The organism is Moorena sp. SIO1F2 (assembly GCF_010672755.1).
GTDB lineage: Bacteria > Cyanobacteriota > Cyanobacteriia > Cyanobacteriales > Coleofasciculaceae > Moorena.
In genome coordinates, this window is sequence record NZ_JAAHFV010000322.1 from 1 (window position 1) to 7,311 (window position 7,311).

The 7,311-nt window shown below is 40.4% G+C and carries 8 protein-coding genes; 5 read left to right on the plus strand and 3 right to left on the minus strand.

The window, feature by feature from the left end:
* Nucleotides 1–543: 543 nt before the first annotated feature.
* From F6J94_RS26845 to F6J94_RS26860, 4 genes are all read left to right on the plus strand, one after another.
* The gene (locus tag F6J94_RS26845) at nt 544–1,647 is read left to right on the plus strand and encodes a saccharopine dehydrogenase NADP-binding domain-containing protein (RefSeq protein WP_293045863.1); all 1,104 of its coding nucleotides are present in this window, start codon (nt 544–546) and stop codon (nt 1,645–1,647) included.
* Nucleotides 1,648–1,845: 198 nt separating this feature from the next.
* Complete coding sequence (locus F6J94_RS26850; RefSeq protein ID WP_367142279.1) at nt 1,846–2,490, plus strand: ATP/GTP-binding protein; 645 nt, start codon at nt 1,846–1,848, stop codon at nt 2,488–2,490.
* A gap of 624 nt (nt 2,491–3,114) precedes the next feature.
* Nucleotides 3,115–3,669 carry a protoglobin domain-containing protein gene (locus F6J94_RS26855; RefSeq protein ID WP_293020079.1) on the plus strand — a complete coding sequence of 185 codons (555 nt, stop codon included), beginning with the start codon at nt 3,115–3,117 and terminating at the stop codon, nt 3,667–3,669.
* 261 nt (nt 3,670–3,930) lie between these two features.
* Entirely contained in the window at nt 3,931–4,302 is a 372-nt protein-coding gene (locus F6J94_RS26860) for a roadblock/LC7 domain-containing protein (RefSeq protein WP_287313137.1), read from the plus strand.
* A gap of 58 nt (nt 4,303–4,360) precedes the next feature.
* Here the strand turns inward: F6J94_RS26860 and F6J94_RS26865 are convergent, their stop codons facing one another.
* Nucleotides 4,361–4,495, minus strand: coding sequence for a hypothetical protein (locus F6J94_RS26865; RefSeq protein WP_293045865.1), 135 nt, complete (start codon nt 4,493–4,495; stop codon nt 4,361–4,363).
* Nucleotides 4,496–4,703: 208 nt separating this feature from the next.
* Between F6J94_RS26865 and F6J94_RS26870 the strand changes: the two genes are divergently transcribed.
* Nucleotides 4,704–5,339, plus strand: a complete 636-nt coding sequence (locus F6J94_RS26870; RefSeq protein WP_293045867.1) for an ATP/GTP-binding protein — start codon at nt 4,704–4,706, stop codon at nt 5,337–5,339.
* A 126-nt stretch (nt 5,340–5,465) separates the two neighbouring features.
* Here the strand turns inward: F6J94_RS26870 and F6J94_RS26875 are convergent, their stop codons facing one another.
* Nucleotides 5,466–6,719 carry a hypothetical protein gene (locus tag F6J94_RS26875; protein WP_293045869.1) on the minus strand — a complete coding sequence of 418 codons (1,254 nt, stop codon included), beginning with the start codon at nt 6,717–6,719 and terminating at the stop codon, nt 5,466–5,468.
* Between the two features lie 33 nt (nt 6,720–6,752).
* Nucleotides 6,753–7,311: polysaccharide pyruvyl transferase family protein (locus F6J94_RS26880; protein ID WP_293045871.1), on the minus strand; the 559-nt coding region annotated here is incomplete at its 5' end.

A 7,311-nucleotide genomic window follows, 5' to 3' on the forward strand; every position in this document is an offset into this window, starting at 1 on the left:
GCTCATCAGCATATAAACGAACCATCATTAATCTGCCTCATTTTCTTGGATTGCAGTGGCAACTTCCTCAGGATTAACTTGGGCATAGATCCAAGCATTCGCTAAATCTGCCTATTGCTAGCATGCCTATTGCCTCTTTTATGCTCCCTGCTCCCTGCTCCGAAGTCCCTACTCCCTGCTCCCTCAAAACATGTACCTCACCTAATTGAAAACCGCTATATAACAATAGATTATCCTTAGAAGTCAAATCAAGCTACATGTCAGGCTATAATTTGATACATTTTTTGAGTTTAGTTAAGGTTTCAGCTAACATTTTAGCATAGTAGATACTGAAGACCCATAGTTAAAAAATTTACTATTAGTAAAACCCAATGGACACAATTAAATTAAATGATAATCAATGCTTGAAATGTTGTCAGAATCACAAGGAGTAAAGAGTTGAGCGTAGAGCATCAGGATAATTAATGATTCTATTCCCTACGGTCGGTGAAACCAGCAACCGTAATATAGAAATGCGATAAGTATTCAACCGGACATGATCTAATGACAGACCAGGTTTTAATCCTAGGAGGCAAAGGACGAATCGGGAACAGTGTAGCGCAAGACTTACTTGCCCATACTCAGGGGAAAATTACGATTACCGGACGTCAGGGTAAACTTGATCTAGTATTACCACAACAGTTACAGCCCCCCGTGCAGTTTCTCCCTCTAGACTTAGCTGATCAGGAGGGGTTAAGAAATGCGATCGCATCTCACAACCTAGTGATCCATTGTGCTGGTCCGTTTCTCTACCGAGACGCTACTGTCCTAAACACTTGCATCGAACAAGGGGTTAACTATCTCGATGTCAGTGACAACCGTGCTTTTACCCGCAAAGCGTTAGCTTTCCGTGAACAGGCTGCTGCTGCTGGTGTCACCGCTATTGTGAATTCTGGCATTTTTCCTGGTATCTCCAATAGTATGGTGCGTCACGATGTAGAACAGTTAGATGTTGCAGAACGGATTCACCTCAGCTATGTAGTTGCCGGTTCTGGTGGTGCTGGAGTGACGGTGATGCGTACTACTTTCCTGGGATTGCAAGAACCGTTTGAAGCTTGGATTGATAATCAGTGGCAAACCGTGAAACCTTATAGCCTACGCGAAACCATCCAATTCCCTGCTCCCTATGGTAAAGCTGGTGTCTACTGGTTTGATATGCCAGAAGCCTTGACCTTAGTGGACTCATTCCCCGTTAACACGGTAATCACTAAATTTGGCTCAGTTCCCGATTTTTATAATCATCTGACCTGGATAGCTGCCCATATCTTTCCCTCATCTTGGCTGAAAAATCCCGCTGGAATCGAGTTTTTGTCCCATGTCAGCCACATCATGACCGATGTAAGCGATCGCGTTAGTGGCGTTGGTGTTGCCATTCGCTCAGAGGTTACTGGTTACAAAGATGGTAAATCAGCCCGTGCTGGCTCAACCTTAGTCCATGAGAATACTGCTGTCGCTGCTGGGGTGGGTACTGGTAGTATTGCGGAACTGATGCTTACTGGTCAACTCAATAAACCGGGAGTTTGGCCGGTGGAACAAGCCCTATCTACGCCATTATTTGAGCAAACTATACAAAGTCGAGGACTCAAGATTAATACTGTTGAAGGTTAGGTATTAATACCAAATCCCCTTTGATAATCCTCCTTTAACTGAGCTCTTGCACCAGTACAAAAAACTTAATAACGGCAGTGATAACAATCAATTTAAGTACTGAAATCACCAAATCTTATCACTGTTCCCTGTTCCCCTCCCCCCTTACTAAGGCTAGGGGGGATTCCTGTTCCCTACCTTTACAGGTAAATCTTAAACTTGGTTCAAGATCTGAGTTTAACTCAAATTACAGGACTTACCCCACCAAATTTCCCTTTCTCATCTGCTAAGACTGAAATCTACTCAATATTAACTAGTCTTAGTGGAGTAAATCCCATGAAAAGTGTCCGTGTCGTAGTAACCGGAACTGTAGGAGCTGGCAAATCTACTTTTGTGAGGACAGCAAGTAATGTTGAAGCTGTGGAAATAGAAAGTAAAGCCACCGACGAAATACTTCTGCTAAAGAAAAAAACTACCGTTGCATTTGACTTTGGTAGCCTTACCTTTGGTAAGAATCTAAATGTTCATATCTACGGTACTCCTGGTCAATCTCGCTTTGACTTCATGTGGGATATTTTGATTCGTGAAGCTCACGCCTATATTGTATTGGTGCCAGTTCATCGACCCAGTAGTTTAAACAACTCTCGTGAGCTTCTGCTGTTTATGAAAGAGCGAGTAAATGTTCCCATGATTATTGGTTTAACCCATATGGATTGTCCAGGGGCAATGACCTCAGAGGAAATTATCAGAACTCTCGGTTATAGCAACCCTCACAATCAACCCCCAAGTGTGATAGTTAATCCCAATCAGCGAACCTCAGTGCTTGAGGCTTTGGTGCTTCTGATGGATCTCCTAGATTCCTAGACAAGCCAGTAGCTAGTGCCGTTCAGCTCAAATAACTGACCAGCCCCTGTCAGGTCGAAACCCATAAAACAAAGGACGTTTGTCAGGGCGAAGCATTCGCACATAAATTCTTGGTTTGCTCCCAAATTTGCTAGCCGAATACTTCGCCCCAAGGATTATCGTTTCTAAGAATTGCCATGTTCTGTAATTTGTGTTTATAAAACTACACAAATCATTAATTAGCGTCACTAAAAAAAGTGATCCGGATTGAACGGATCACTTGCTGAAAAGCTTAGTAGGTAAACGTTATAGAGTTTACCTATAAATGTATTATCTAAACATCCAGGAGTTTAGGTTATAGGTACATTCAACGATAGATGAAGTCAATAGTTTAAAATTCTGGTAAACCCAAACTATAAACTTCACTAAAACTATACAAAAAAATACTTGTAACTCTTTTATTTAATAAAATAAGCTAAAATATAACTAATTTACATGATTATCTTTTCGGTTAAAAATATCTATTCAGATAATAATTAATCAAAACATTGCTATACTGTTTAAATACTATAAAATTCAATCGGGGTGCTTTGCTAAATAGTCAAGTAATAACTTAGAGTTAGATTCAGCTATATCGGAGTAATTATGAGCTTAGATCCCCAGGAATTTATGACCAAGATGGAAAAGCGTGTCAATTTGACCAATGAAGACAAAGTGCTTCTGAAATCACAGGCAGATTGGGGAAAAGAAATTGCTTCTGAAATGGCAGACCATTTCTATACTTACTTAGGTAATGATGAAGAAATGGATGCCATTATGAAAGAGAAGGAAGGTCGTATGGAGCGCCTACGGGTAACCTTTGTGCAATGGTTTTACGAAATGTTCACTGGTATGGATGACTGGGGAAAAGCCTATGCTGAACGTCGTTGGCGTATAGGTTTGGTACATGTGAAAATTGGTATCGGTCCTCAACATGTCGTCCCAGCCATGGCAATTGTGGTGCAGGCATTTACTAACCGGATAAAAACTGATAGTAAAGATGAAGCCTTGCGGGATGCCCTCAGTCGGATCTGCATGATTGATTTAGCCTTCATTGAGCAAGCCTATGTAGAAGTGAGTTCGGCAGCGGTTCTCAAAGAAACTGGCTGGACAGAGGCTCTATTTAGACGTCTGATTAGTACTGGCGCTGGCTCTATGTAACTAGAGCAATCCTAAATCATTTGTGAACAATACCTGTCAATAAAATAGTTCAGACTCGGAAAGTTACGAGTCCTGAGTAAGACCTGTGACTGTTCACTTTTCCGATAGGATTGCTAGATTAAGTGTCGATTTTGTTGGAAACTAAATCAATAGTCTATAAGTTTTGGCAAATTGGCACTACTCCTACTTAAATATCAGCTATCAGTTTCGAGGAAAACAAACTAACCGAATTACACATTCTGCAATTGGAGTAAGGGAACAATGGCGATCAATTCTCAAAAATTGGGGTATATCCTGCATAATTTTGTTACATCCACTGCTGATATTCAAGGAGCAGCTGTAGTCACGACCGATGGTTTACCGTTAGCATCCAGTCTGCCTGGGGAAATGGATGAAGAACGGGTTTCAGCGATGTCTGCGGCTATGCTCTCCTTGGGTGAGCGAATTGGCTCAGAACTGGCTAGAGGAGAAATCGACCGGATCTATGTTGAGGGTAAAGAGGGATTTAGCGTTTTGACCAGTTGTGGTGAAGAAGCGGTATTTCTGGTTCTAGCTAGTAAAGCAGCTAAGCAGGGAGTATTGATGTTAGAAATTAAACGAACTCTGGCTGAATTAAAACCAATGTTGCTCTAGTAATTTTGTGGGTATTACTCTACTAATACCTTTTAGATAAAATGGATACAATATAGGTTTATTGGTTATTATTAAGGGGTGATAGATAATGGGTAATGGGGAATTTAAAGACTAGCATTAATTCCCCATTACCCATTACCAAATGGTAAAATTTTTTAAAAATTGTTGTTCGCGTAGCGTGGCCTACGGCCAAGGCATTCTCGATTATTGGTATAACGTCAGTTATTGGTATAACGTCAGTGGGTGTGTGAAATTCAATGTAAGCTATTTTTTGTTTAAGGTTGACCACTAACAGTCAACCATCAACCGTCAACCGTCAATCGTCAACAAATTACCTTGATTCACCCCAACCTACTGGCACAGTTGATAACCTGTAGTATTTGCTAGGAAAGCATAACCCAATGGACAGTATACGGATTGTAGTAACGGGAACAATAGGGGCTGGCAAATCTACTTTTGTCAGAACATTCAGCGAAGGTGCGGTTATTGAAACAGAACGAACCGCTACGGATGCCACATCATTGCTTAAGAAAAAAACGACCGTTGCCTTAGACTTTGGTTTGCGTCCCTTAAATCGGAACTTGGATTTGCACCTGTATGGAACTCCTGGTCAAGCTCGCTTTGATTTTATGTGGGATATTTTGATTCGCCGAGCTCACGCCTATATTTTATTGATGGCAGCTAATCGAACCACTGATTTTGCTAGTGCTCGTCAGATTTTATCGTTTATGCAGGAGCGGGTTACTATTCCCATGATTATTGGTCTGACTCATACTGATGTTGCAGGGGCATGGACTCCAGAGGAAATTATGATGCGCATGGCATACATTGGCGATCCTAATCAACCCCCAATTGTGGCTGTTAATCCCAATAATAAGACCTCAGTATTTGAAACTGTAATGATTTTGATGGCTCAGATGCTTTGCCAAGGGAGTGTTATTGAAAGTGCTAGGAGAGAAAAGGTAAGTCACTCAGCTCCCCGACCTGTTAAGAAGCAATATCATTGGCCTAATCCCCAGTTTTTAGAAGGGGGTTAGTCAGGGATCAGCATTCAGCTATAGAAAAAGCTGAATGCTAATCAGTTCTACCAGACTTTTCCAAGTTTTTAGCTTAAGCTCGCCCTTAACGAACGCGCCCCGCGTGGCCTACGGCCAGGATGTCATTCAGCCCTGGTTTGCGCTATATAAACTTAGGCTATTTAGAATGTCTTTAATTGGTTGTTTGACCAAATCAAATGGCTTCTTAATAAAATAAACGTGAAGTATTGAACCTACTACTTCAGCAATAGTTTTGCCTTGGCAAAATAGATAAGCTTTACCATTTTCTATTTTGCTCTCAAGAGCTTTTACTATTTTTTCTTCGGCTTTAACCTCTTTCGCTAGCTTCAAAATTGCTACAGCATGACTTAGATCATGAGTATCTTGAATTTGCAATATTCTGTTCCAATTACTGGGTAATTTATCTGGAAATGTTATGGCTTTTTCTAAATTACCAGAAATCAGTAAAGGCAGCATAGTTCTCACGCATTTAGGGCAGGTTCCACAGTTGGTTTCACCACCTTCATTATTAGTACATACCCTCAAATTTTTCATAGCCAAAGGGTCTTTTGCTAAAAAGTTAGCAATTTTTTCAACCCTTTGGGTCTCTGAACCGTCATGAACTATATTAGTTTTTTCCGTTGACCATAGGTGGTCGAGTAATGGGCTAGTTCCCCAAGGGAAAACATCTTTATAAGAATCTGTTGAAGGAATTAAAACAGATTCTAAACCTGCTGAAAGAGAAAGGGAGACTGAAGCCAAGCCAGCCCCATGATAATAAGGTCCCCATTGTAAGTTAAAATGATTGCGGATATTTGTTTCACCGACAATACAATCTATACTGGCTGCATGGGCAACTTCCATAATCCTTGAGATTACCTTTTTTTCTTGACCATGTTTATAAATGCGTAAAGGTCGCTCAATGCCTTTCATGTAAATTAAATGAGAAAGGGGAATTCCAAAGTCGCTAGGGGTCTTCGTATGTTTAATAAAGGTATAAAACGAATCCACTCCCAAGGAGAAAAATGCCCCAACTTTGCTAAGGGATTTTTGATCATAGTTTGTTGGGGATTCTGCGGTTACTAAAACTTTTTTCAGCTGGGATGGATACCACTGATGAAAGATATCTTGTATGGTAGGTAAATTGCGAAAAAGTTTCGCGGACATCAGCGGTTTTATCTCCAGATTTTCACCTTTCTCCATTGCCGGTAAAAGTAAGGCAGGAACAAAAGCATCGGCGCTTTCAGTTACAAAATCAGCGAATCGTTGAGGATATTCAAAATAAATCTCTATTTCTTGGTCAAGGCTATCAACCTGAACGAGACCAACAAGTCTCACTCTGTCATTAGCAATGATTTTTTCAACATGCAGTAGTTTCATAATAGTTGTTAGTGTATTTGAATAAAGTAAAAACTATCTATTGGCAAAAACTTTCTCAAGACATTCTTTCGCAGTTTTCGATTCTTGGCAGATAAACTCTTCTGGTCTTTTGTAATTTTTGAAAACTGTTTCTATCTGCTCTATAGACAAGGGCTCCATAAAATTTACCACTCTTGCTGTCGGTAGCATTTCTGACTTATCAATGTAATGCTTAATTTTTGATTCGGAATTAACAATTCCAATATTGGCAATGCCAAGGATATCGGCTAGTATAATTGAGTGCAGGCGATTACCTATGTGAAAATCCATGTGCCTGAGGATTGCTAGAAACTCTTCCGGATTTTTCCATGAGTTGATTTGGCAATTAGCAGCAGGTAAATATTTTTTCAGTCGTTCGTGGAACCGATTATCATTTCTTTCATTTCCTACATGTCCTGGTAGCAAATGAATCATACAATTATACTTATCAATGAGTGGCATTAACTGTTTGGCATAAAACTCAGCTCTGCCTTCACCCCACCAAAATTTTCCAGAGAAGGATATGTTGGCAATATCACTAGCTTGCTTGGCTGGTTTGACAAACTTTTCATAC

Bases quoted from the DNA above. Each gene is read 5' to 3' on its own strand.
- F6J94_RS26845 (WP_293045863.1), top strand. From the start codon at position 544: ATGACAGACCAGGTTTTAATCCTAGGAGGCAAAGGACGAATCGGGAAC.
- F6J94_RS26855 (WP_293020079.1), top strand. From the start codon at position 3,115: ATGAGCTTAGATCCCCAGGAATTTATGACCAAGATGGAAAAGCGTGTC.
- F6J94_RS26860 (WP_287313137.1), top strand. From the start codon at position 3,931: ATGGCGATCAATTCTCAAAAATTGGGGTATATCCTGCATAATTTTGTT.
- F6J94_RS26870 (WP_293045867.1), top strand. From the start codon at position 4,704: ATGGACAGTATACGGATTGTAGTAACGGGAACAATAGGGGCTGGCAAA.
- F6J94_RS26875 (WP_293045869.1), bottom strand. From the start codon at position 6,719: ATGAAACTACTGCATGTTGAAAAAATCATTGCTAATGACAGAGTGAGA.